General features: G+C 64.2%; 19 protein-coding genes and 1 pseudogene. 3 read left to right on the top strand and 17 right to left on the bottom strand.

The window, feature by feature from the left end; all coding sequences use genetic code 11:
- Positions 1 to 264 precede the first annotated feature (264 nt).
- The 10 genes from hydA to HPY55_06415 all read right to left on the bottom strand — a co-directional run bounded on the left by hydA (position 265) and on the right by HPY55_06415 (position 12,158).
- Entirely contained in the window at positions 265 to 1,716 is a 1,452-nt protein-coding gene (gene hydA, locus HPY55_06370) for a dihydropyrimidinase (protein ID NPV70255.1), read from the bottom strand.
- A gap of 23 nt (positions 1,717 to 1,739) precedes the next feature.
- Positions 1,740 to 3,077, bottom strand: a complete 1,338-nt coding sequence (locus HPY55_06375; GenBank protein ID NPV70256.1) for an amidohydrolase family protein — start codon at positions 3,075 to 3,077, stop codon at positions 1,740 to 1,742.
- A gap of 59 nt (positions 3,078 to 3,136) precedes the next feature.
- A complete protein-coding gene (locus HPY55_06380; GenBank protein NPV70257.1) occupies positions 3,137 to 4,114 on the bottom strand; it encodes an ornithine carbamoyltransferase in 978 nt (325 codons plus the stop codon).
- 196 nt (positions 4,115 to 4,310) lie between these two features.
- Positions 4,311 to 4,958, bottom strand: a complete 648-nt coding sequence (locus HPY55_06385) for a cupin domain-containing protein (protein NPV70258.1) — start codon at positions 4,956 to 4,958, stop codon at positions 4,311 to 4,313.
- Complete coding sequence (locus HPY55_06390; protein ID NPV70259.1) at positions 4,955 to 5,575, bottom strand: flavodoxin family protein; 621 nt, start codon at positions 5,573 to 5,575, stop codon at positions 4,955 to 4,957. Before HPY55_06390 ends, HPY55_06385 begins: the two co-directional genes overlap by 4 nt.
- 3 nt (positions 5,576 to 5,578) lie before the next feature.
- Complete coding sequence (locus HPY55_06395; GenBank protein NPV70260.1) at positions 5,579 to 6,904, bottom strand: UbiD family decarboxylase; 1,326 nt, start codon at positions 6,902 to 6,904, stop codon at positions 5,579 to 5,581.
- A gap of 51 nt (positions 6,905 to 6,955) precedes the next feature.
- Positions 6,956 to 8,341 (bottom strand): pyridoxal-phosphate dependent enzyme, encoded by a 1,386-nt coding sequence (locus HPY55_06400; GenBank protein ID NPV70261.1) that lies wholly within the window; start codon positions 8,339 to 8,341, stop codon positions 6,956 to 6,958.
- Between the two features lie 53 nt (positions 8,342 to 8,394).
- Positions 8,395 to 9,651, bottom strand: a complete 1,257-nt coding sequence (locus tag HPY55_06405) for a threonine synthase (GenBank protein ID NPV70262.1) — start codon at positions 9,649 to 9,651, stop codon at positions 8,395 to 8,397.
- 58 nt (positions 9,652 to 9,709) lie between these two features.
- Positions 9,710 to 10,942: a YgeY family selenium metabolism-linked hydrolase gene (locus tag HPY55_06410; GenBank protein NPV70263.1), complete on the bottom strand. Its 1,233-nt coding sequence runs from the start codon at positions 10,940 to 10,942 to the stop codon at positions 9,710 to 9,712.
- Positions 10,943 to 11,099: 157 nt separating this feature from the next.
- On the bottom strand, positions 11,100 to 12,158 hold the full coding sequence (locus HPY55_06415) for a zinc-dependent alcohol dehydrogenase family protein (protein NPV70264.1): 1,059 nt from the start codon (positions 12,156 to 12,158) through the stop codon (positions 11,100 to 11,102).
- A gap of 189 nt (positions 12,159 to 12,347) precedes the next feature.
- Here HPY55_06415 and HPY55_06420 point away from each other — a divergent pair, with 189 nt between their 5' ends.
- Positions 12,348 to 12,989 carry a hypothetical protein gene (locus HPY55_06420; protein ID NPV70265.1) on the top strand — a complete coding sequence of 214 codons (642 nt, stop codon included), beginning with the start codon at positions 12,348 to 12,350 and terminating at the stop codon, positions 12,987 to 12,989.
- Here the strand turns inward: HPY55_06420 and HPY55_06425 are convergent.
- From HPY55_06425 to HPY55_06450, 6 genes and pseudogenes are all read right to left on the bottom strand, one after another.
- Positions 12,933 to 14,807: a HAMP domain-containing protein gene (locus HPY55_06425; protein NPV70266.1), complete on the bottom strand. Its 1,875-nt coding sequence runs from the start codon at positions 14,805 to 14,807 to the stop codon at positions 12,933 to 12,935. The genes HPY55_06420 and HPY55_06425 overlap by 57 nt on opposite strands.
- A gap of 95 nt (positions 14,808 to 14,902) precedes the next feature.
- Positions 14,903 to 15,052 (bottom strand): hypothetical protein, encoded by a 150-nt coding sequence (locus tag HPY55_06430; protein ID NPV70267.1) that lies wholly within the window; start codon positions 15,050 to 15,052, stop codon positions 14,903 to 14,905.
- A 24-nt stretch (positions 15,053 to 15,076) separates the two neighbouring features.
- Complete coding sequence (locus HPY55_06435; protein NPV70268.1) at positions 15,077 to 16,222, bottom strand: sodium ion-translocating decarboxylase subunit beta; 1,146 nt, start codon at positions 16,220 to 16,222, stop codon at positions 15,077 to 15,079.
- 169 nt (positions 16,223 to 16,391) lie between these two features.
- Entirely contained in the window at positions 16,392 to 17,378 is a 987-nt protein-coding gene (locus HPY55_06440) for a 2-hydroxyglutaryl-CoA dehydratase (GenBank protein NPV70269.1), read from the bottom strand.
- Between the two features lie 65 nt (positions 17,379 to 17,443).
- A pseudogene (locus HPY55_06445) lies at positions 17,444 to 18,457 on the bottom strand (CoA protein activase).
- 59 nt (positions 18,458 to 18,516) lie between these two features.
- The gene (locus tag HPY55_06450) at positions 18,517 to 19,611 is read right to left on the bottom strand and encodes a hypothetical protein (GenBank protein NPV70270.1); all 1,095 of its coding nucleotides are present in this window, start codon (positions 19,609 to 19,611) and stop codon (positions 18,517 to 18,519) included.
- Between the two features lie 21 nt (positions 19,612 to 19,632).
- Between HPY55_06450 and HPY55_06455 the strand changes: the two genes are divergently transcribed.
- Positions 19,633 to 19,989, top strand: coding sequence for a DUF192 domain-containing protein (locus HPY55_06455; protein NPV70271.1), 357 nt, complete (start codon positions 19,633 to 19,635; stop codon positions 19,987 to 19,989).
- 364 nt (positions 19,990 to 20,353) lie between these two features.
- Positions 20,354 to 22,294 (top strand): diguanylate cyclase, encoded by a 1,941-nt coding sequence (locus tag HPY55_06460; GenBank protein NPV70272.1) that lies wholly within the window; start codon positions 20,354 to 20,356, stop codon positions 22,292 to 22,294.
- A gap of 35 nt (positions 22,295 to 22,329) precedes the next feature.
- Here HPY55_06460 and HPY55_06465 read toward each other — a convergent pair whose 3' ends face one another.
- Complete coding sequence (locus tag HPY55_06465; protein NPV70273.1) at positions 22,330 to 23,184, bottom strand: pantoate--beta-alanine ligase; 855 nt, start codon at positions 23,182 to 23,184, stop codon at positions 22,330 to 22,332.
- Positions 23,185 to 23,317: the final 133 nt, after the last annotated feature.

Here is a 23,317-nt window from a genome sequence, read left to right on the forward strand (position 1 = left end):
ACCTCCTCCCGAGTTTGAGTCACGGAGCGTCAGATCGCGTCTTCTGAGTGGACCCCCCTCCAGATTCAACCCTATACAATGATGCATCTACGGCTTGTCGGTATTCTACAGCGCTGCTTTCCATTCCTTCCTAAAATCGGAATTAGCGGAGATTTGAATTCACCGGAAGGCGTAGTCGAAAGGGGCAGGTCAGATGGGGCTCCTTTTGAACCGCGAACATATAGCCGGGCGGTATATCGACAATGCTAGCGCGGGACAGAAAAATTACGGAAATCGGAGCGCAGCGGTGTCAGGCAACGTTCGGGGTATGAACTCTCCGCGGGCCAGGTCGCCGGACCGCCCGGGCGGGTTTTCCCGGCCGGGGTTGCTACGGTAGACCGGCAGGCCCCTGAGAACCGTCATCACGACTTGCCCGCGCACCGGCCTACCGTCGTATATGCTGTAGTCCCCGCCCCCCGGGAGGTTCTTTGAGGACACCCGACACCTCGGCGACGGGTCGAACAACACCAGGTCCGCATCGAAGCCGGCCGCGACGGCGCCCTTCCTCGGCCACAACCCCATGATCCTCGATGCGTTACAGGACGTGACCGCCACCAGCCTCTCGAGGCTTATGCGCCCCGCCTGGACCCCTTCGGTATACATGAGTTGCAGGATGAGTCCGGTCGACCCCACGCCGTTGGGTATCTCATTGAACGGCCGCCCCTCGCATGCAGAGAGGGGGAACGGACAATGATCGGACCCCACGCAGGATATCTCGCCCAGTGCCAGCCCGCGCCACAGGCGCTCGCAGTCCGCCTTCGTCCTCAGCGGAGGCGACATCACGTAGCGGAATCCATCCTGTGCCGCGAGGTATGAGTCGTCCAGGAGCAGGTAGTGCGGGCACGTCTCGGCCCACACTGTCTCGCCGGCGCGCCTCGCCGCCGCAACCGCCTCCAGGGACTCTCCGGTCGAGAGATGGACGAAGTAAAGCCTCCCGCCCGCGGCGCGGTTCAGTACCAGCAACCTCTGCACCGCCTCGACCTCGGCGAACGAAGGCCTGCTCATGCCATGGTAATATGGCGCTGTCTTGCCCTGTTCAAGGAACTCAGCGGTATAATGCCGGATTATCTCGTCGTTTTCCGCGTGGGCGCACACGAGCGCCCCGGACTCCGCCGCAGCCAGCATGACAAGCCACAGCGATCTCGTATCGAGGGCGAGCCCTTCGTAGGTGGTGAACACCTTGAACGAGGAAACCCCCGACTCCACGAGGTGCCTGATCTCGTTCGCGGTCTCCCGGCCGACCTGATTGACCACGACGTGAAGCGAGTAATCCACTCCCACCGCCGGTCCCGCCGTCGCGCCCGCCACCCCGTCCGGCGCCCCGCCGGCGCTGCGAATTCTCGCCTCGAACGCTGCAGTAAGGCCCTGCCCCTGCTCCGGCTGGGCGAAGTCGATTATCGTCGTGACGCCGCCGGACGCGGCGAAAGCCGACCCCGACGCCCAGTTGTCCGACGTAGGGACGCCGCCTGTGCCCACGTCGTTCATGTGGGTGTGCGGGTCTACGAGTCCCGGTAACACCAGGAGCCCCCTCGCGTCGACCTCGGTGGCGGCCTCGACCTGCTGCCTGAGGTCGCTGCCTACGGCATGGACGCGGCCGTCCTTTATGGCGACGTCCTGGGGAGCGCTGCCCCACGCGTTGACGACGACGCCTCCATATACGAGCGTGTCTACTCTCATATCCCCCGACCACCTATCCGGAGCTACACCCCCCATAACCTGGACGCCGCGCGCCTCGTACCCTGGAGCACTGTCTCGCGGTCCAGCGTGAGCACGGCCCCGCTGGACTTCACGAGCTGGCCACCCACCATCACGTCGCGCACGTCCTTCGGGTTCCTGTGCAGGACCACCTGTTCGAATACGTTTCCAGCCGTCACCGGGGTTGAAAGGTCCATCTGGATGGTTATCAGGTCGGCCGGCGCGCCCGGGGCGAGTGTTCCGAGGCCCGCCAATTCGGCGCGCCGCGAAGCCCCCGCTACCACTACCCCTCCCAGCCTGGTTGCCATGTCGTACACCGTCTTCGCGGGCATGACCCGCGGGTCTTCCCTGTACGCCTTGTGAATCAAGAACGCGCCGCGCATTACCTCGAAGAAGTTGTTGACATAGCCGTCCGTGCCCAACCCGGCGCTAACTCCAGCCGCCAGCATGTCGGGAACGGGCGAAACGCCTCCGCCGACCTCGCAGTTGGACAGGGGCATGTGTGATACCTTGACTCCGCCGTTGGCGAGCAGGGCTATCTCCTCGGGGCTCACCTTCACGCACTGCGAGGCGACGAGGTCCGGACCCAGGAAGCCCATCTCGTCGTACAGCGCCGCAGGGCGCTTGCCGTACTTCCTCTCGCACCACTCCGGTTCGTATGAGCTCTCCGACATGTGGATGTGCATCCCGCAGCCGATTTCCCTGGATATGTCCCTGGCGCGAGCCAGAAACGCCCGCGAGCAGGTGAACGTCGTGTGGATGCACATCATGCCGCGAACCCCGGAACCGCCGGACCTGGATGAAGCGAACCGGGCATTTTCCTGCAGCCCCATTCCCGCCCTATCCGGCCCCGACCTCTCGGTCGCCTCGAACGAAAGGAATCCGCGCAGGCCGGTGTTCTCGACCTCCTCCGCCTCGACGTCGAGGCAGCCCGGCAGCGCGTTGGGCGCCTCCAGCACGTCCGCGAAGCAGGTAACGCCGGAGTCGATCATCTCGTAGCAGGCGGCGCGCACCGCCGCGCGCAGGGTTTCGTGGTCGAGGCGGTCCTCGACGTACGGCCACCAGAACTCCTCGAGGAACGAGTAGAACCCCGAGGGGGCGGCGTGCACGGGGATGCCTCGCGACAGTATGCCGTACATGTGCATGTGGGTGTTGACGAACCCGGGCGCCACCAGCGCCCCGGGCGCAGCGATCTCCCGGGCGGCCGGCCGTTTCGCCTCGAGTTCGCCTACAGGCCCCACCGACGCGACCTTACCGTCCTCGACGAGCACGCCCCAGCCATTCCTGATCCCATCTTGCGCCGATGCCAGCAGGTAGTCGCCGTACACGAGCACGGGTTCCACACGGACACCCCCTGTCGCCAGGCCGACGCTTGCTCTACCGCCTTCCGGTCGCGCGGGAGCTACATCGTGCAGGCCATTATCGACTTGTTGATGTGCAGCCTGTTCTCGGCCTGATCGTAGATGACCGAGTGCGGGCCGTCCATGACCTCCTCGGTGACCTCGATGCCGCGGTCGGCCGGCATGCAGTGCATGTATATCGACCGGGGCTTCGTGACGCTCATCTTCTTCGAGTCGACGACCCACCCGGGGTACTTGTCTATCAGGGCGATGCCCTCTTTCTCGTCCTTAGTGTAGGCAATCGGCCCCCAGCTCTTGGGGTACACGATGTCGGCGTCGCGGAACGCCTCGGTCATGTCGTTCACGACCTCGAACTTGACGCCGGCCTCCTTCGCGTTGTTCTCGGCGGCGGCCATCACCTCGGGCAGGAGATGGAACTCCCTGGGTATGGCCAGCGTGACGTCCATCCCGAAGCGGGGCATGAGGGTGACCAGCGAGTGCGGCATCGACAACGGACGCACGTACTTGGGCGCGTACGTCCAGGAGCAGACGAACTTGCGGCCCCTCAGGTCTCCGCGGAACTTCTCCATGATCGTCATCAGGTCGGCGAGCTCCTGAGTGGGATGCCACAGGTCACACTGCATGTTGATGACGGGGATCTTCGCGTATTGCGCGATGGCGTTCATGTACCTGTTGCCGACGCCGAAGGTGGTGTTGCGGATCGCGATACCCTCGCCGTACCTCCCCAGCACCTCGACGGTGTCCTTCGGCCCCTCGCCGTGGTCGATCTGCGTGGCCTTGGGCGTCAGGTAGATCGCGTGCCCGCCGAGCTGGTGGATGCCGGCCTCAAACGAGTTGCGTGTCCGCGTGGACTCCTCGAAGAACAAGAGGAATATGCTCTTGCCGTCGAGGATCTTGTGGGGTATGCCGAGCGAGCGCATCCGCTTCAGTTCCAGCGCGGTGTCGATTATCGTCTCGATTTCTTCCTTCGTCCAGTCCTGGCACGTGATCAGGTGCTTGCCCTTGAGATCGCTCTTCAAAATCTTTCTCCTCCCCCGCTCAAATGATCGGTCCCCGACGACCCCCGCCACGTAGAGCGTGACCCGGTTGTGCAGCCCGAGTGAGCGGCCTTCTCAAGGCCCGCCGTGGCGCCGTCCACTGCCTTTAGCCACGCAGTGTTCACAATCATCAAACTAGCCAACTGGAAGTTCTCCAGGCGTCAACATTTTCCTGCGTTCAGAACGTCGCCGGCGTGCACACCACCAGGACCCTTGCCATCTCATCCGTGGGGTTGCTCCACCCATGGGGGGATTCGGCGGGGTAGTTGATTATGTCCCCCGCCTTCAGCCGGTACTTCTCATCGGCTTCGTATACGAAGTCCACTTCGCCCTCGATAACGTAACAACACTCGTCACCCTGGTGCGACACCGGCTTCCCCGACGACGCGCCGGGCGGCAGCGTCATCCCCGTCGCCTCGAGCTTCAGGTTGTCGCTGACGAACAGCATCCTCACGTGCGCCTTGTGCTCGAGCATCGTCTGGACGACGTCGTTACAGCGGATGTGCTTTATGGGCCCCCGCTTTTGGTCCATGAAGAAGAACACGGTCGAAACGCCGAGGATATCGGATATCTGTTTGAGAACGTCTATCCTCACGTTCGCCTTGCCCGTTTCCATCTGGCTGAGGTAGGACGCCGACAGGTTGAGCCGTTCGCCCATGTCGCGAAGGGTTATGCCCTTCCGCTTGCGCAGGAACCTGATGCGGCGGCCGATGCTCTCGAGGAACTCTTCCCTGCCGTCTGTCTCCACGGTGGCCTGTATGCCCCGCTGGGCGCCGGTTTGCACCACTCCGTCCTCCGCCAGCTCACGCGTCACCGTCGTGCTCATCTCCCGCACCATTCCAGCATGAGCGCCTGCGCCGCCACCCTCCTGCCGAGCAGGCGGAGCATCTCCATTCCCTCGGCGTCGTCGCGGACGCCTACCTCCCCCTGGTCGCGCGACCAGACCGTGGCGCCGCCGTACAGAGGCCGGCCGCCCACGGGCATTACGCCTCGCGCCAGGTAGAAGTTGTGAATTGCCTGTATCGTGGTCTCCTGCCCGCCATGCCTCGTGCCGCCCACGGCTACGGCCCCGCCAACCTTGCGCAGGTACTGCTCGGTGCTAATCACGGGGTTGAGCGCCCTGGTCCGGCTGAACAGACTGTAAAGCTGCGGGGTGACGCCCATCACGTACACAGGCGAACCGATTATGTAGGCATCCGCCCAGAGCCACGCCTCGGCGAATTCGCCAAACGCATCGTCAAACGCGGGGCACCGGCCCTGTTTTTCCTTGAGACACCTGTCGCAGTGGATGCAGCCGTTTACCTTCTTTCCGGCGACGCCGAAGAACCGCGTTTCCACGGTCGCGTCACGGGCTGCCTCCTGGGCTGCTTCCAGCGCCACCCGCACCGCGTGTTCCGTCCCCGCGCGACGGGGGCTGCCGCTAATGCCGAGTATCCGCGCCAAGTCTTAGCCTCCCGTCAGGTACTTGCTCATATCCACCAGCGGGTACACGACCTTCGAGATCTTCCCGCGCTTTTCTTCGTCGAGCGTGGCGTCGATCCCCATCTTGATCTGCACGCCGCGGTGGTCCGACGTGGGATCGAGCTCGTGCCCCTGCGCGTTGGGTATGAAAAATATGTCCTTGTCGGGGCGCACGCGGGTCGATAGCGACCACATCACGTCCTGCGGGTCGAATACGTCGACATCGTCGTCCACGACTATCACGTTTTTTATGTTAACGTGCGCGGTCATGGCGGCAAGCGCCACGTTCTTCGGCTCCCCGGGGTTTGACTTCTTAAGTGAGATGATCGCCAGGAAGCCCGCGCCGTACGGCGCGATGTGGACGGCTCTGACTCCCCCGGATACGTGGGTGACGAAACGCTTCAGCAGTGGCTCCCTCGGCCACACATTACCGAGGTTGACGTGCTCGAACCCCGCCCCGGCTATGGTCTGGTAGATGGGCGAATCCCTGTGGCATATGGCCGTCACCCGGAAGACCGGGCTGTCCCAGGGCGCGCCGTAGTGACCCGAGAACTCGGCGAGCGGTCCCTCCATTTCCCTCACACCCGGCAACAACTCGCCCTCGATGACTATCTCGGAATCCGCCGGTACGAGCAGGTCGTTCGTAACACATCTCGCCACGGGGTAAGGGCGCCCGAGGAGCGATCCCGCGATCTCGATCTCGTCCCCTTCGTACCTGATCCCCGCAGCGATGTACACCACGGGATCCACTCCGATCGCGACCGCCACCGGCAGGGGATCCCCCGCTTCCTCGGCTCGGTCGTGAGCCACCCGGAGGTGGCGCCATTCGTTTATCATCATGCCGGTGGTGTCCGGCCCTTTCACGTGTTGCCTCTGAAATGAAAGGTTCTGTACGCCGGTTGCGGGGTTTCGTCCCACGGTGACGCCGCCCGTGATGAACGGCGCCGCGTCCTTCGGCGCGTGCCGGGGAATGGGCAGAACACCGAGGTCAGGCCCCTCTTTGATGATGTTACGGTAAAACGGCGCGTCACCGACGACCGCGGGTTTGATGGGGTTGTCCATCGCGTGGCCGATGCGGTCGACGACCTCCTCGCGGCTGCATTCAAGCGCGAGCGCGACCCTGGCCTGCGAGCCCAGCACACCACCCACTACGGGAATGGTGTGCCCCTTCACCCGCTTGAACAGCACCGCCTTCTTCTCGAGCCTCTCGGCGGTCACCAGGACACTGCCGAGTTCCACATCCAAACTGACCTCGGTCCCGATTTCGATGATCTCGCGGGCGTCCCTGAGTATGTCAATGAAGGGTCTCAGCCCGGTTTGCCTCTCGAGCGCCACTTGAGGTATCCCTCCCCCAACCCCTGCTCAGCCGCGCGCATCCCTAAGCAGCCGGTCTACCTCGGCCACCTTCGCGCGCTCCGCCGCCCACCAATCCTGGCTCCTCTGCGCGTTGAGTTCCGCCACGGTCTTCCCCTGCTGCTCAACCCAGGTATAGTACTTGAGGTTGAACCACCTGTCGCGGTTGTTCGCCGTCCCCTCCTGGATCCAGTCGAGCTTGACGCCGCGGAATATGCCCCAGAAGCGGCTGGCCGACTTCTCCGCATCCAGCCTGCCGAACCTCTCGTCGAGCGCGGCCATGACCGAGTAGTACCTGTCGATGGTGTCGGTCGCGATGGTCACGACGTTCTGGCGCGCGTCCAACCCCCAGAACTTCGCGGCCTTTATCGCCCCGAGGACGTTGCACACGCCGGATATCCCGAATATCGTCGACATCTCCCGCGCCGCCGCCTCGTCGATCCCCGACTTCGCCGCGAGCCACTCCATGCCGGCGGGGTCGGTGAGGAGCTGCAGCCCGAGTTTGCACTCCATGTCGTCGATGCACATCATGGCGTCCGTGTTCATGACGTTGTGGATCCAGGTCACGTGCTTGTCGCCGATTCCCTGGATGTCGTGGTCGCCGTAACCGTTGTTGTAGAGCGTCGGGCACTGGATGGGCTCGAGGCCCACGATGCGGTTCTCGGGGAATACCTCCTTCACCCTGTCCCCCGCTGCGATGGTGCCCGCGGAGCCCATCGCGGAAACGAACGCCGCGCACCTTCCGTTGCCGATGCCCTTCCGCCCGAGCTCGGACACCAGGTCGACTACTGTGTTGCCGGTCACGTAGTAGTGGAACCTGTAGTTGCCCATCACCTCGAACTGGTTGAGTACCCGCATGTTGGGCTGCTTCTTCAGTTCCCAGCACTTGTCGTAGATCTCCTTGACGCTGGACTCGCAGCCCGGGGTCTTGATGTACCTCGCCCCGTACGACTCGATCTTCTGGAACCTCTCCCGGCTCATCATCTCGGGGAGTATGACGAGAGAGTCGTACCCCATACGTGGGCCGACCCAGGCCCCACCTATTCCGTAGTTCCCGGTCGATGGAAACACGATCGTGTGCTCGCCCGGGCGGATCTCGCCCGCGAGCTGTTTCTCCACCGTGACCGAGTACGTGGCGCCGACCTTGTGGGAGGCCGTCGGGAAGTCGCGCCCGTAGAGGACGACGACGTTCGCCTCCACGCCTGTGAGTTCCCTGGGCAGGACCATGTAGCAGGGCGAGCCGTCGGGCTGCTTCCAGGTGATGTTGTAGAGGTTAATCTCGTTGAGCGGGTCGGCCTTTTTCGCAAGAAGCGCCTTCTCGCGGACCTTCGGATCTATCTTCTCCGGGTGCAGCATCTCCTCGAAGGTAGGTCCCCACACGAGCCGCTTTGACATCTCGAATCCTCCTCGATGCTATACTCCGTCTATTTCTACGAGCGCCGGCCATGTCACGCGCGGGGCAGCATGCCCCGGGAGCGCAGCGCTTTCACGAATTCATCCAGGTCCGGTTCGACAGCCACCGGCTCACCACACGCCTTCCTCGCGCTCGCGATGTCCTTGAGCCCGTTACCAGTAACAACCACCGCAACCGTGTCGGTTTCACGCAGCCCGCCCTCCATGGCCATCTTCCGGAAACCTGCGTAACCCGTGACGCCCGCCGGCTCGCCGAACACACCCGCCTGCCTCGCGAGCTCGCGCATGGCGTCCAGGATCTTGTCATCAGTCACCGTTATCATGTCGCCCCGGCTCAACCTCGCGGCGCGAAGCGCCTTGGCCCAATTCCGCGGCGCGCCGACCGAGATGCTGTCGGCGAGGGTGTTGGACGGGCCGAATTGCACCCTCTCCCGCCCCTCCTTGAACGCGTTGTATACCGGGCGGCACCCGTCCGCCTGCACGCCGCACAGCCTGGGTATGCGGTCTATGAGACCGATCTGCTCCAGATCCCGGAACCCCTTGTACAGCCCGCTCAGGCAACACCCGTCTCCAACCGAGATGAACACCCAGTCGGGGACCTCCCAGTCGAGCTGCTCCGAGATCTCCATCGCACAGGTTTTCTTCCCCTCCACCAGGTAGGGGTTGATGGCGCAGTTGCGGTTGTACCACCCGAATTCCCCGATGGCGGCCGTCGAGAGGTTGAATGCGTCCTCGTAAGTGCCGTTGACGAGCATTACGCGGGCGCCGTAGATGAGCAGTTGGGCCACTTTCGCCTCGGGGGCCGTCTTCGGTACGAAGATGAAGCTCTCCAGGCCCGCGACTGCGGAAAAACCCGCGAGTGAACTCGCGGCGTTGCCGGTCGACGCGCACGCCACCGCGCGCCTGCCGTGATCGAGCGCCTTTCCTACGCCAACGGCACTCGCCCTATCCTTTAACGAGGCCGTGGGATTGCGGCCGTCGTCCTTGATGTACAGCCGCTTCACGCCGTACTCGGCGGCGAGCCTGTCGCTCCGGTAGATCGGGGTCCAGCCCACAGCCAGCGGCTGGACGTGCGCCGTCTCGCGCACCGGCAACACGGGCCAGTACCGCCACAGGCTCCTGTCGGGGTTCGCGGCCATGCCGGCGCGGGTCATCTGCGCGCCTGCGTCGTCGAAGTCGTACAGGACGTCCAGGGTCCCGTCGATGCCGCAAGACGTGCAGGTGTAGTCGACCTCACCCTCGCGGTACGAGCGCCCGCACAGCACGCATTTCAATTCCGCGACTTGTCCCATGCGCAAACCTCCACATAGACCTCGAACCCGGGGTCTGGGCACCCGCCGGCGCCGGGCGTCAGGACCGTCCGCCGCACACGATCGCCCCGGCTATTGCGTAATAGCCGGCGCACGCACCCACAAGCTGCTCGATTTCCACGTACTCGTCGGCGACGTGGGCCAAGTCCTCCCGGGACGGCCCGAACCCGACCGTGGGGATGCCGGCGACGCCGGCGTAGTAGCTTCCGTTGGTGCAGAAGCTGTAGTGCGAAACGGAGGGATGAAGACCGGCGCTCCTCAAGGCGCCGAGGCACAACGCCACGAACCAGTGGTCCTCGTCGAACAACCAGGCGGGGGCAAATCGCTCCGCCCTGATGCTCTCACCCGTATAGCACTTGTCTTCGCCAACTGCGACACCTACGGACGCCGAGACCGACGGATCGGCCTCGTGGACGCGCCCGATAATACGGCGTATCCCGCCGAGCACGTCTTCCCTGGTTTCACCGGTGAGGAGCCGCCTGTCGAACGTGACCCGGCATCGTTCCGGGATTACGCTGGCCCCGGGGTAAGGCGAGGAGATGATGTCCGTGGGTTCGAGTATGGCGTCACCCAGCACGGGGTGTGTCCGGGGGATGTACCCCGCCTCGATCGCACCGAGCACGGCGACCATCTTACTCAGGGCGTTCAGCCCCGCCTGCGGATTGGATGAGTGTGCCGCCTTCCCCACTGTCTCGAGGACCAGTTCGGCGCGCCCCCGCTGGCCGCGCTTGAGGTCCAGCTGCGAGGCCTCGCCGATCACGACGCAGTCCGGCTCGAATGCGCGGGCGATCTCGCTGCAGGCGACACCTTCGAAGCATTCTTCGTGGACCGACCCGGCGACGATGATGTCGCCTTGTCGAACGGGGTGGTCGCGTTTCACGTAGGCGGCGGCGAGCACCATGGCCGCCAGCCCGCCCTTCATATCGCTTGCCCCGCGCCCGTATATCTTTCCTCCTTCGACCTCCGCGCCATGCGGGGCCTTCGTCCAGCGGCTGACGTCCCCCGGTCCGACGGTATCCATGTGACCCTCTAAGAGCACCGTCGTACCGCGCGTCCCGCTATCCGCCCCGCGGGTTGTCCGGCCGGGCAAGGTCGCCGCGATCCTGCCGGCGACGTTGCCCAGCCTGTCCACCACGACCTCGTCGTAGCCGAGCGCCGTCATCGTTTCTCTAACGAGGCCCGCCAAGCGGTCCTCGTGACCCGACGGGCTGGGCAACTGTATCATGTCGCGGCAGAGTCGTACGAGCTCGTCTATGCGGGTGGCGCTGAGCATTGGGTCCCCCTTCGCAAGGGATGCGCCAGTGTTACGCCCATCGAACAACAGGCGCGGTTGTTTGGCCTGCGTGCAATATTCTCGCTCCCTGCCCCCGCACCTTCTCATCTTGAAGCGTGTATCGAACAATCCCCACCCGCAGACGTCGCGCAATCCACTACGCGCGCGGGCGAATGAGCAGCACGGCCGCCCCATTAATCGCGCCCTGCTTGAGGGCGATAAGCGCCTCGTTCGCCTCATCGAGTGCGAACGTCTGAACCTCTGTCTGCACAGGAATCCTCGCCGCGAGGTTTACGAACTCCTCAGCATCGCGCCGCGTGGCGTTGGCCACGCTTTTGATCGACCGCTCCCAGTAGAGCAGATCGTACGGAAAAGCGGGCACACCTTCGAGGTGAACCGCGTTTATCGCGAGGGCGCCACCCTTTCGCAGCACCTTCAGCGCCTCCGGGATGAGGGACCCGGCGGGAGCGAACGTCACAGCCCTGTCGGCGAGAAACGGCGGCGTTTCGCCGGCCGAACCCGCCCACGCCGCCCCGAGCCTGATGGCCATGTCCTTGTGCTTCTTGCTCCTCGTGAACACCGCCACCTCGCACCCCCAGAACCGCGCGATCTGGATAGCGATGTGGGCGGACGCCCCGAACCCGAAGAGGGCCAATCTCTCGCCGGGCTGGAGCCCACTCACCTTCAGCGAACGGTATCCGATAATCCCCGCGCAGAGGAGGGGCGCCGCCTCGACGTCGGCGAACGAGTCCGGCAGCGGTACCACGAAACCGGCGGGTACCACTACATACTCCGCATAGCCGCCGTCATGGTGGAGACCGGTGAACCGCGCAGACTCACAGAGGTTCTCTTCTCCCCTCCGGCAGTAGCCGCACACGCCGCACGAGCTGTACAGCCACGGGAATCCGACCCTTGTCCCAGGGGCAAGGCCCGTGAGGTGATGGGGGCCGCCGCCCGCTTCGGGGCCCGCACCGCCAGCGCCGCCGGTGCTACCGGTTCCGACCTGGTCGATTATCCCGACTATCTGGTGCCCGGGAATGATAGGGAGCACGGAGCGCAGCTCCCCCTCGACTATGTGCAGGTCGGTGTGGCAAACCCCGCAAGCCGACACCCTGATCCTCACTTCACCTGGACCGGCCTGCGGTTCGGGCAGGTCGCGGCTGACCAGAGGCTTCGTCGTCACAGGGGCGGGCTGAATCAACACCATCGCTTTCACGGCCTGCGTAATCCTTCCCTTCAGTGTGTTCCTACCAAGTCGGGGCATCCAGGTGAATAGCTGTCCTCCTCAAGGGTTCTTCCCAGGGTAAGGTTTCCCCTGTTGCGGGACGGTCCGGCCGGAGCACCAGGGCAAATCGATGGCCGGAGGCATACACTGCAACGGGCACGATTCGAGGGGTGGGGCCGGGTGGAAACGCGCAGTGGGGACGTCCGCATGCTGGTGAGGACCGCGTTCCTGGCGCTCGCCTGCGCGGTGATGTACACCACCAGCCGCGCCATGCCGGTCGCCCTGCGCTGGCTCAAGTACTTCTGCCCCGTAACGACTGCGCTGGTCGACGGGGGGTTTGGCTACCGGCTGCGCCACGTTTTCGTGTCGGCACTTATTATCGGCCTGGTGTTCCACCCCGGGGAAGCGCTGTCGTACTTCCTGCTCATTGGCTCGTTTGGTCTCGTGTTTCGCTGGGACCTGGCGCCGGCTTTGCCGCCCCTGAACACCGCCGCCTCGATGGCGGCCTACACCCTGGCGTTCGTTGGCTGGATACACGCCGTGCCGTGGATAGCCGGCTTCACATTCGAGGAACTCGCAGGGGGCCTGCTGGTCCCCAGGTATGTGCTGCTCAAACCCATCCTGGATGCCGCCGGCGTGAGCCGCGATCAATTCATCGAGGGCGCCGTGAACGCCGCGCTCCTGACCAGCGCGGCGCTGGGCTTGACGTTCTACGGAATGCTATACGCGGCCAACGCATTTTTGCTGGTCTGGGTGAAACGAGCCCTACCCCGCCACCCCGAACCTCCCGACCGACATCTTCAAACCCTGGGCAAGGTCTGACAGCGACCTGGCCGCGGACGCCAGCCCCGAGGCGGACTCCTTCATGGTCGCCGCTCCGGATGACACTTCCCCCGCTATCCTGGAGTTCTTCTCCGCAAGCGACGCCGCCTGTTCCACCGATGCCAGGACCTCCTTGCTCGCCGCGCTCATCTCCTCGGTGGCCGCGCTGTTGCGCGTCGTCACGGCCGCTACCTTCTCCGCGGCGGTTGCCACAAGTTCGCCGTGGCTGCTGAGGCCCTGCACCACCGGCGCGATCGCGTCTATCGTGGCGACTGCGCCGGTAACGGTGGACCGGATGCCCTCGATGGCGGCCGCGGCCCGCTCGCCGAGTTCCTTCCCTCCGGCCGCCTCCTTGAAAGCGTCCGCCACGTGCGACGCGGCCGCGCCGCCGTGCGACTCCACTTCCCTTATGAGGTCCGCGATCTCCAGCGTCGAACGGGACGTGCGGTCGGCCAGTTTCCGCACCTCGTCAGCCACCACGGCGAACCCCCTGCCATGTTCTCCGGCGCGCGCGGCTTCGATGGCCGCGTTCAGCGCGAGGAGGTTCGTCTGGTCCGAGATCTCCCTTATCGTCCCGAGTATAGTGGTAATTCGGTCGAGCGACCCGCCGAACTCGCGCATCGCTTCGGCCGCGTCCTGCGACTTCTGCCGTATCACGTCGAGGCCCCCGGCGACGCGCTCGACGGCCTGCACCCCATTGTCGCACACGTCCCTGCTCTTCTCCATCGCGGCCGACGCTCGCGCGGCGCTGTCCGCCACCTCGCGTATGGCAGCCGTCATACCCTCCACGGCCGAGAGCGCGTCGGACACGGCGGAACTCTGCTCCTGCGCTCCCGCTGCGATCTCCTCGATGGCCTGCTGCAGTTCGTGCATAATGCTTCTCGCCGTGCGCATCCCCGCCGCTTGCTCCTCGGCGGAGGACACGGCCGCAGCCGCCGCGCCGCTCATGTTGTCGGTGAGCGCCGAGACACCTTCAGCCCCGGCGGAAATGACCGAGCTCGAGCCGGATACGCGCTTGGCCGCCTCGGACACCTGGCCGATCAGCGACTTCAGGCCGGATATCATGTCCGCGAACGCCCTCGAAACGTCCTCGGATTCGTCCCGCGTCCTCATGATTCTGAACTCGTGTGTGAGGTCCCCCGAGGCGACGATCGCGCTGGCGCGCGCGAGTTGCATCAGCGGTCTCACGATGTTGCGGTTGATGAGCAGCGTCAGTAATACACCAATGATGACGGTAAGCGCGCAGGCACCCAGCACGACTCCCTGGGACGACCGGAATACGCCGTCAGCCTCGACCTCCCTGCCCTTCGCCGACTCCCTGGCCAGGTTGACTATCTCCTTCAATGACTTCTCGACCTCGTACAGCGCCTCCCGCGACTCCCCGCGCAGGTGGTTGAGGGCGCTGCTCTTCTGGTCGTTGAAGCTCATCTCGACCAGCGGGGCGTGCGCGGCCTCGTACCTCTCCCAGCCCTTCTTGAGGTCCTGGACCACCCCGGCCATATCACCACTGGAGGCTGAGGCAAGGAGGTCTACAAGCTTCCGGATCGCCTTTGCCGAGGACTCGCCGCGGTTCTTGTAATCGTCCATTTCGCCGATGGTGGTACTGAGCAGGTGTTGGAGTTCCCACTGGCGGTAGAGCCCGACCTCGGTCTGGATCTGGGTGGCCAGATCGACCACGCCCATCTCGTGAGTGGCTATCTGCCGTACGTAGCCGTGGACTAAAGACAGGGACGAGACTCCGGCCCATCCGACGATGAGGACGAAAAGAAGCGGGACGGCCATTGCGCCCCCCAGTTTGAAAGCAAAACGGAACTTCACGCTCGCACCTCCCCCGGCGACAGGGTCTCACCAAGTATATCGTCCTCAGGGGAACGCATGGTTAGTTTTGGGAGGTCATACCGCGCAGTTCTGTCTCACGGCCCGTCGTCGTCGCCGCGCTCGGGCCGGCCGGGGTATGAACGCAGCAATAGCGTGAGGCCCGTCAGAAGGAGCATGGTGAGAAGGGTGCCGGCCATCCCCCGCGCGAGCACTTCAAAAGACCTGTACAGGACCTCGTTTCCCATGGTCACCATCCCCCCGTCAGGGCGCTACTTGATGAGCGACAGTACCAGCGCTCCGGCCACGATCGACCCGATCTGCCCCGCAACGTTCGCGCCGATCGACGACATGATGATGTGATTAGTGCAGTCTTCCTTCAGGGCCATCTTGGCGACGACGCGCCCCGACATGGGGAACGCCGAGATGCCCGCCGCGCCGATCATGGGGTTAATCTTACGCCTGAGGAAGAGGTTGAGGAACTTGGCGAACAGCACTCCTCCGGCCGTGTCGAAGACGAATGCCGCCAACCCCATGGCGAGGATGAGTACCGTCCGCGGGGACAGGAACGTCGCGGCGTCCATGCTGCCGCCTATCGTGATGCCAATCAGCAGCGTGACCAGGTTGGCGAGCTCGTTTTGCGCCGATTTGGCAAGCCTGTCCACGACCCCGCTTTCCCTGAGGAGGTTGCCGAACATCAGCAGACCCACCAGCGCGGTGCTGACCGGGGCTATGGCGCCTGCCACAAGGGTCACGAGGATGGGGAACAGTACCTTGACCACCCTGGGTATCCTCCGCCCGCCTGCGTACGGCATCCTGATACACCTCTCCGCTGGCGTCGTCAGCAACCTGATCACGGGCGGCTGGATTACCGGCACGAGCGACATGTATGAGTACGCGGCCACGGTAAGTGGCCCGAGCAGGTGCGGCGCGAAGCGCATCGCCACGAATATGGTGGTGGGCCCGTCCGCGGCGCCGATGATGCCGATGGAGGCGGCTTCCTTCAGCGAGAACCCGAAAGCAGCCGCGAGCGATATGGTGGCGAACACCCCGAATTGCGCTGCTCCGCCGAACAGCATCATGATCGGGTTCTCGAGTAGCGGACCGAAGTCGATCATTGCGCCTATCCCTATAAAGATGAGGACGGGGAACAACTCGGTGGTAATGCCCGCCCTGTACAGCAAAGTGAGCGGGCCGTGATCGCCGACCGCGGCAGAGAAGGGGATGTTGCCAAGGATGGCGCCGAACCCTATCGGGAGCAGGAGGACCGGCTCGTAATCCCTGGCTACGGCGAGGTATATCAGTACCGCCCCGACAGCCATCATGACGACCTGCTGCCACGTAAGGCCGCTCAGGCCCGCGAACAACCCGTACACCAGGTTCACCCCCGCCGGTATTCTGCCCCTGGAAGCCAGCATAGCACCTTCCACACCACTTATCCAGACCAGCGCCTCCCAGGCGCAAAGAGGTCTCCGGCCGTTCACCAGGCAATGGCCTCAGGCGGGACAGCCGGAGGTGGAACGCCTGATCCGCACGAGAACAGGCGGTGGATTCCTTCGTGAAGGCTGCGGTGAAGGGCCAGGCGGCTCAGTCCGCGGCGCGGGGCGTGGGGCCGGCCGGCGCCGAGGAGACGTCCCACCGCGGGCACTTCCCGCCCCAGCGCGACACGACCCTGCCCGACATCGAGATCTCGACGATCTCGCACCTGTTGGGGCAGTGCGGGCACTCGAACGACGAGCCGTTGAACGGTATGCCGGCCGCCTCGAAACCCCTGAAGCGGGTCCCGGCTGCCGTGGCAGACTCACGCGCGATTATGGCGGCCCCAATGGCGCCCATTACGCTGTAGTACCGTGGGATGATGACCTCGACGCCGAGCGCGTCCTCGAACGCCCTCTTTATCCCGGCGTTCGCAGCTACACCACCCTGGAATACGACGGGGGGCTTTATGTCCTTGCCTTTCGCCACGTTGTTCAGGTAGTTTCTCACGAGCGCCTGGCAGAGCCCGAAGAGAATGTCGGGTATCTTGTGGCCCATCTGCTGTTTGTGTATCATGTCGGATTCGGCGAACACGGCGCACCGGCCGGCTATCCTGACCGGAGACGTGCTCTCCAGGGCGATGCCCCCGAAATCCTCTATCGGGATGCCCAGCCTGGCGGCCTGCTGGTCAAGGAATGAGCCGGTCCCAGCCGCGCAGATGGTGTTCATGCCGAAGTCGGTGACCACGCCGTTGCGGAGGACTATGACCTTGGAATCCTGCCCGCCTATCTCGAGGACTGTGCGAGTGCCCGGCACGGCCCATAGCGCCGCCACCGCGTGGGATGTGATCTCGTTCTTGACGACGTCGGCCCCCGCGATGACGCCGGCGAGCTCACGGCCGCTTCCGGTGGCGCCGACACCCGCCACGACACCGCCCGCGGGGACAAACCGGATTGTCTCCCTGAGGCCCTCCTGCACCGCATCTATGGGCCTGCCCCTGGTGCGTATGTAGAGGGAGCCCAGTACGTTCAGGTCGTCGTCAAGCAGGGCCACGTTGGTACTGACCGACCCGGCGTCTATTCCAAGATACAGATTCATGAAGCAACCCTCCCGCACGACCCCGCCGCCCCTCTACCGGAGCGGCCCCTCTTTCCTCGGCCCTCCCGCCTGCGCTTGAGGAGGTCGACAAACGCCTCCAGCCTGGTGCGGACCCCGGCCTCGCCCGTCTGCTCGTCCAGGAAGAACGAGATGACCGGGATGTCAAGGTCTTCCGAGACACGTGGGAGTATCGACTTCGCCACTATTTCCGGTATGCACGTGAATGGCGCCAGGTGGACAACCCCGTCTATGCCCTCGGCGGCGTAGATGACGGTGTGACCGACCGAGTCCTGGCCGTGCCCGCCGACCATCTCGGGGAGATAGCGCAGCGCCGCCTTCTTTACGTCGTGGCCGCCACCCTCGTGTATGGCGTTGTCCATCGTCCACCCCGAGAGGAAGATGGACCTGTGAACCTCAACGCCGAGGTTGCCGAGGATCCCTTCCATGTTCAGGTTCGTCGCAGGCTCGAGTACGACGTAAACCTCGCCCACTATACCCACCTTCACCGGGTCGGCGCCACGGTCCCAGTCCACCGAGTTCATGGACTCGAGCCCGGCCTCCCTGGCGTCGCGGATGTCTCGCACAGTCCTGGCGCGGCCGACCCAGTTGACCGCCTCGTCGAATGCCTTCTCCACCTCACCCTTGACCGCCTCGCGCGGCCTCAGGAAATGCAGCCGGCGCTCCAGGTCGTCGAACGCCTTCACCTGTTCCCAGCACCTGTTGACGAGCTGGGCAACGGCGAGCGGTGACCGCCTCGCGGGGTTCAACCTGGCCATGTTGGAGAGGAACCTGAAGACGCCGCAGCTCAGCGGCTCGAACGTCACCATCTCGAACGAGTAGCCGGCTGCCTCGAGGATCGGCCGTTGTACAGCCGTGTACCAGCCCGCCCTGCACGGGCCCACTCCGCCGGTCGCCACTATGAGGCCGGCTCCCCTCTGAAGCGCATCGACGTACGTGCCGAGGGTGATCTTGAGCGGCAGGCACGCGAACTCCGGCGCGAGGGACACCCCCAGCGAGAGGGTCCGGCGGTTCGGCCTTGCTGGCAAGACGACCTCATTGCCGAGGTCTTCAAGCAGCATCTTGAAGGCCAGCCGCGACGCGCCGAGGTACGGGAACGTGACCTTCTTCGAGGAACTGTTCAAGCAAATCCCCCCACGCGGTGGGCGGCGGGGCGTCTTGATAAGGCGCCGGACCTCCTGACCATGTCGACGAATGCCTCGAGCCTGGTGACGAGTCCGGCCTCGCCGGAGTTCTCGTCTATAAGGAGCGGCATGAATGGCATACCGTTCTTCGAGGACTCAAGGTCGATGAGCCTGTCCGCGAGGGCGTCGGGCCCGCACCCGAATGCCGTGACGTGAATGAGCCCCGCCACGGAGGAGGTATCTATCAGGCGAAACGCGGCCCGCACGACGCGGTCGCTATAGTGCCAGAACAGCCTCTTCGCCAGCCTACCCGCGCTGCTGTTCAGCAGGGTTGACGGGAGAGACTCGACCGTGAGCACGTCCACACCGAGCCGCGCAAGCTTCCGGAGGAGGTCCATGTTCAGGAAACGGTCGTATACGGCGTACGGATACCCCAGGACCGCTATCCTCAGGCGCGAGCCGGCCGGCGCGGCGCCGGCGCCCCCTTCCCGCGAAGACGCCGCAACGATGGCCGGTTCCTCGCCCGCCGCGCGCGCGGCGGCGGGCCGCCCGGCTGAGGCCTGCGACCTCGTGGCATAGAGCCAGGCGGATATCGCCCGGGTCCTCGGAAGCCCCAGCTCGGATGCGACCGAAAGGCACGCGAACCCGAGTCCCAGTCTACCTTTGCGCATGTCAACCCTGGGCGAAACCACACGCGGGATGTCCTTCATGGAGAACCGTATCATGTCTGGGAGTCCGAGGAACTTCGGGCAGAAGACCGTGCCGCGGTCCACGCTCACGTATCGGGGTATGAACAAAGCATCCGATCTGGACGCCAGGTTGCGCACGTGACCGTGGTAAACCTTGATGGGGACGCAAGCCTCGCTGACAGCCTCGCGGACGCCGTCGTCCAGCATCTCCCTCGTGGTAGGGCCCGAATGGACGACTTCGACTCCGAGCGCCTCGAAGAATCGCTCCCAGAACGGGTTGAAACTGTATGAAAAGAGGGCTCCCGGCAGACCTACGCGAATTGACGTAACCGACACTCCCATGGGCTTATTGACCAGAAGGATATTCGTCCCGCCGGGTGTGATTCCTTCAGGGACTGCCATCCGCTGGGAGGGTGGGATTACTTGAGGATCCTGAATGCCACAACAGGCGATGTGCTGGCCCAATGTGCGGAGACGGCGAGCACACCGCTCCGGCGTCTCCGGGGGCTGATGTTCAGGGCAGGCATGCTGGCAGGTTCGGCCCTGGTAATCGAACCCTGCAACGGGATACACACGTGCTTCATGCGGTTTCCGATCGACGTCGTATTCGTCGCGCGGGACATGAGGGCAATCCTGTCAGCGCGCTCCGTCGCCCCGTGGAGGTTCATACCGTGGGTAAAGGGTGCGCGGCTTGTCGTGGAATTCCCCGCAGGGACCCTCTCGCGTGCTCCGGTAAGGCCCGGAGACGTGATGGTGCTCGAGAATCCACCGGTGGGATAATTTTGCAGGAGAACCGTAATCCGCACCGAACACGGTAATTATGACAACGGCAAAGGAACGATTGCTCTGAGCGGGAACCACACTCCTGCAGCGTCCAACCCCCGGAAGTGGTTCGACCTTCGCTCCCTTGGGGCGAAGACCGTAGTCCTTCTACTCATCGGAACCCTTCTCCCCATCACAGGCTACTACCTGTCAGTCACCCGGATCGTGACCTCGGCCCTGATCCGCCTGGAGGACCAGGAGGCCGCCGCTGCGACGCAAAGGGCGGTAACGGCGTTTTCGGAGGAGGAAACTCATCTGAAGAGGCTCGCTCTCGTCTACGCAGCCTGGGATGACACGTACGCGGCGATGTCCCGGGGGGGACATGGGCTGGATCAGGGAAAACATCACCGGTTGGCTGCCCAGCGGCCTCGGTGTGGACATAGTGCTTGTAGCGGGCAGGGACGGGAAACCCGTCGCCATCTACGGTACCCGTAACCTCGACCACGATGTCGAGGTTACGCGCGCGCTCCGTGGGGAAACCGTGAGCGGTATCCAGGGTTACTCACAGGGCATCTATCTCATGGTGGCGATGCCCATCGTTCACACCGACGGTTCGGGGCCGCCATGCGGCTGCCTGCTCATCGGAAGGCTCGTTGATGGCAGGTATCTGGCGGGTCTGGAGAAGGTCGTAGGCAGTCACCTGGCCGTATCGTGGCAGGGAACTTATTCGCCCTCGTCCTCGTTCTCCAGGGCCATCCCGCAGCCGCCGTTCGCCGGCGCCGGGGATGATCCGGGACCGGTGCGGCTGGGAGACGAGTTCATCGTGGCAAGGACGGACCTGAGGGACGCGCGAGGGCAGAACGCCGTGACTGTATACGCCGCCAGCTCCCGTGTGATGTTCAACACGACGCTGAAGAACATCAGCGGGATCGCGGCGGCAATGGCCTGGGCCGTCATCCTGGCCGTACTCCTGGCCAAGGCGCTGCAGGTCATCGCGATAAGGCCGCTGAGTCAGCTCGAGTGCGGCATATCCAGCATACGCGAGAAGAAGGCTTTCGAGAGGCTCGATGAGGCGGGCCCAACTGAGGTAGCCTCTCTCGCCCGGGCGTTCAATGAGATGGCGGCGTCACTCGAGGAACACATGACCAAGAACGCGGCCCTGACCGCGCTATCGTACACGGACCCTGTGACCGGGCTATACAACTACCGGTACTTCCACGAATACCTGTCCAAGGAGATAGAACGGGCCAAGCGACACCTTAAACCACTTGCCCTCGGGCTTCTCGACGTGAATTACTTCAAGTACTACAACAGCACGTTCGGCCACGCCCGCGGGGACGAACTCCTGCACGCGGTCGCCGCCATCATCACGGAAGCCGCGGCCGGCCGCGCGATCCTTTCGAGATATGCCGGCGATGACTTCGGGCTCGTGTTTCCAGATATGGACGCGAGTTCGTGCAGACAAACCCTGCAGGAGACGGCGGCGAAGATCGAGCAGTTCCCGTTTTACGGGCGAGACCTGTTGCCGAACGGGCGCGCGACCGTCTCGTTCGGTGTCTCGGTCTTCCCCGACGACGGCACGACCAAGGAAGCCTTGATAAGATCGGCCCAGATGGACCTGAACCTGTCAAAGACCACAGGGATAGGCAGGGCTTTAAGATATTTCAACGCATTCACCAGCGTCCTCCGGCCCGGCGGCGATCCCACCGACCTGCTTGCATCCGCGCAGGTACTGCTGGCGATCATCGACAGCGTTGACCGGTACACATACTGGCACACCCAGCGCGTCGTCAGGTACACCGGCTGGATAGCCTCGAGAATGGGCCTGGACCCTTCATTCGTCGAGAACCTCCGCCTGGCCTCATTCCTTCACGACGTGGGTAAGATCGAGATCGACAGGGAGATACTCACGAAGGCCGGCGCCCTGAACGCCGAGGAGTGGAGCCTCATGAAAATGCACCCCACCTGGGGGGCGGGGATGGTCAGACCCGTCGAAAGGCTCACCCTTACTGCGCCGGTGATCGAAACCCACCACGAGCGGTACGACGGGAAGGGGTATCCGAATGGAATAGCGGCGGACGACATACCATTGGGAGCCAGGATCATCGCGGTAGCGGACGCGTTCGACGCGATGACCACCGACAGGCCCTACAGGAAAGCGTCGAGGCCCGAAGAGGCGCTGGCTGAACTACAGCGGTATTCCGGAAGCCAATTCGACCCCCGCGTGGTGGACACGTTCGTGTCCTCGGCCAACGACCCCACCGTCATGCAGAAGCTGTTTGACGAGCCTTCCAGGCGCCGGCAGCAGGCTGAGTACGCGTAGTAGACCACCCGCGGCGGAGCCTGGGCCCTCTACTCTCAGCCGCGGAGGGGCGGCAGCGCCACGTTGTCGATGAGCCTGGTCTTTCCGAAGTACACCGCCACAGCCAGCACTGCGCCATCGCCGAGGTCCTCGATCTCTTTCAGGGTGACAGGGTGCCTGATCTCGACGTAATCGATCCTCGCCAGTGGCTCGCGGGCGATGCTGTGCGCTACCAGGTCACGCAGTCTCCGGGCGACGCGTTCTCCCGAGCGCGCCATCTCCAGCGCCTGTCGCAGGCTGCGATTCAGGACGAGCGCGGCGCGCCGTTCCTCGGGCGACAGGTATACGTTCCGCGAGCTCATCGCGAGCCCGTCCGGCTCGCGGACCGTCGGGACGGGGACTATGTCGAGGGGCATGTTGAGGTCCCGCACCATCTGCGTGACCACGACCACCTGCTGGTAGTCCTTCTCTCCGAAGAACGCCACGTCGGGCTGGACGATGTTGAACAGCTTGGTGACGACGGTGGCGACACCCCTGAAATGCCCGGGTCTCGATCGACCGCAGAGGACCCCGGTAATCTCGCCGACCTCGACGTGCGTCTTGAAGCCTTCCGGGTACATCTCTTCAGTTGACGGTATGAACAGCACGTCTATTCCGGTCGACTCTGCAAGCCGGGAGTCCCGCTCGGGGTCCCTGGGATAGTGGGAGAAGTCTTCGGACGGCCCGAACTGGAGCGGGTTGACGAATAGGCTCACGACCACGAACCCGCACCGCTCCCTCGCCCGCCTCATGAGCGTGAGATGCCCGTCGTGGAAGTAGCCCATCGTCGGGACGAACCCCACGATCTTGCCGGCCGCGCGCGCGGCGGCCACGTTTAGCCGGACATCCGCAACCGTGTTCACGACCTTCACGAGCAACGCCTCCAGATGTGCCGAGTACCGTCTACCCCATTGTAACTCACGGGGACAGGCCCCGTACACAACCAGCGCAGGCGACGGGCCTTTCACATAAGGCGGTTCCGGCCCCATGGCGGGGCCGGAACCA

The organism is Bacillota bacterium, from assembly GCA_013178305.1.
In the GTDB taxonomy this organism is placed as follows: domain Bacteria; phylum Bacillota; class Sulfobacillia; order JABLXB01; family JABLXB01; genus JABLXB01.

Bases quoted from the DNA above. Each gene is read 5' to 3' on its own strand.
- hydA (NPV70255.1), bottom strand. From the start codon at position 1,716: ATGAGAGTAGACACGCTCGTATATGGAGGCGTCGTCGTCAACGCGTGG.
- HPY55_06385 (NPV70258.1), bottom strand. From the start codon at position 4,958: ATGAGCACGACGGTGACGCGTGAGCTGGCGGAGGACGGAGTGGTGCAA.
- HPY55_06400 (NPV70261.1), bottom strand. From the start codon at position 8,341: ATGTCAAAGCGGCTCGTGTGGGGACCTACCTTCGAGGAGATGCTGCAC.
- HPY55_06405 (NPV70262.1), bottom strand. From the start codon at position 9,651: ATGGGACAAGTCGCGGAATTGAAATGCGTGCTGTGCGGGCGCTCGTAC.
- HPY55_06410 (NPV70263.1), bottom strand. From the start codon at position 10,942: ATGCTCAGCGCCACCCGCATAGACGAGCTCGTACGACTCTGCCGCGAC.
- HPY55_06430 (NPV70267.1), bottom strand. From the start codon at position 15,052: ATGGGAAACGAGGTCCTGTACAGGTCTTTTGAAGTGCTCGCGCGGGGG.
- HPY55_06435 (NPV70268.1), bottom strand. From the start codon at position 16,222: ATGCTGGCTTCCAGGGGCAGAATACCGGCGGGGGTGAACCTGGTGTAC.
- HPY55_06440 (NPV70269.1), bottom strand. From the start codon at position 17,378: ATGAATCTGTATCTTGGAATAGACGCCGGGTCGGTCAGTACCAACGTG.
- HPY55_06450 (NPV70270.1), bottom strand. From the start codon at position 19,611: ATGGCAGTCCCTGAAGGAATCACACCCGGCGGGACGAATATCCTTCTG.
- HPY55_06460 (NPV70272.1), top strand. From the start codon at position 20,354: ATGGGCTGGATCAGGGAAAACATCACCGGTTGGCTGCCCAGCGGCCTC.